This is a genomic window from Pseudoalteromonas sp., from assembly GCF_036960685.1.
In the GTDB taxonomy this organism is placed as follows: Bacteria; Pseudomonadota; Gammaproteobacteria; order Enterobacterales; family Alteromonadaceae; genus Pseudoalteromonas.
The window spans coordinates 1-1,067 of sequence record NZ_JBALXK010000060.1 but is presented as its reverse complement, the minus strand read 5'-3'; the positions used below and the strand labels follow the sequence as shown (position 1 = coordinate 1,067).

At 43.8% G+C, this 1,067-nt stretch carries 1 rRNA gene; it reads right to left on the bottom strand.

The annotated features are described in order from the left end of the window. Nucleotides 1–687, bottom strand: a 23S ribosomal RNA gene (locus V7783_RS21005); the annotation flags it as partial. Nucleotides 688–1,067: the final 380 nt, after the last annotated feature.

Genomic DNA, 1,067 nt, shown 5'->3' with positions numbered 1-1,067 from the left:
TGCCGGTGGTGTTGCAACCAGCCAATTAGAAATGGCGCAAAATGCCAGTATGCAGTCATGGACGTTCGAAGAAGTTGCTCCGTTAACACTTAACCTTGCCACTGACAGTAAGTCGCTGACCCATTATACAAAAGGTACGCAGTCACGGAACGCAATGTCCGCTCCCACTGCTTGTACGTACACGGATTCAGGATCTATTTCACTCCCCTCACAGGGGTTCTTTTCGCCTTTCCCTCACGGTACTGGTTCACTATCGGTCATCTGGGAGTATTTAGCCTTGGAGGATGGTCCCCCCATGTTCAGTCAGAATACCACGTGTTCCGACCTACTCGATTTCACTGCTTATAAGTTTTCGTATACGGGGCTATCACCCACTATGGCGGCACTTTCCAGAGCCTTCTACTAACTACAAAACAGCTTAAGGGCTAATCCCCGTTCGCTCGCCGCTACTAGGGGAATCTCAATTGATTTCTTTTCCTCCGGGTACTTAGATGTTTCAGTTCTCCGCGTTCGCCTCGTTAACCTATGTATTCAGTTAACGATACCTGCAAGCAGGTGGGTTTCCCCATTCGGAAATCCTAGTCTCAAGTGCTTTTTACTAGCTTGACTAGGCTTATCGCAAGTTAATACGTCCTTCATCGCCTCCAACTGCCAAGGCATCCACCGTGTACGCTTAGTCACTTAACCATACAACCCAAACGGGTCTTTGTTTTGTGACAGTTTAACTTCGCCAGAAGTTAATATTGAATACTAAAGTAGATACCAATCAATCAACTCAAAGAGTGATTAAATGGCACTGAATGATACTGCTATCATTCTTTTTTACTTTTGAAAACTCTGTACAAATAACACTGTTATTCATACGAATTTTATTATCAGCTTTTCCAAATTTTTAAAGAGCAAGAGATTAAAAAACTTCTCAAAATTAAACACACTCTATTCTCAGGCTTTTTAAGGACCCGATAAAAGAATATTTATTTTTAAGAAGTAAAAGTGGTGGAGCTAAGCAGGATCGAACTGCTGACCTCCTGCGTGCAAGGCAGGCGCTCTCCCAGCTGAGCTATAGC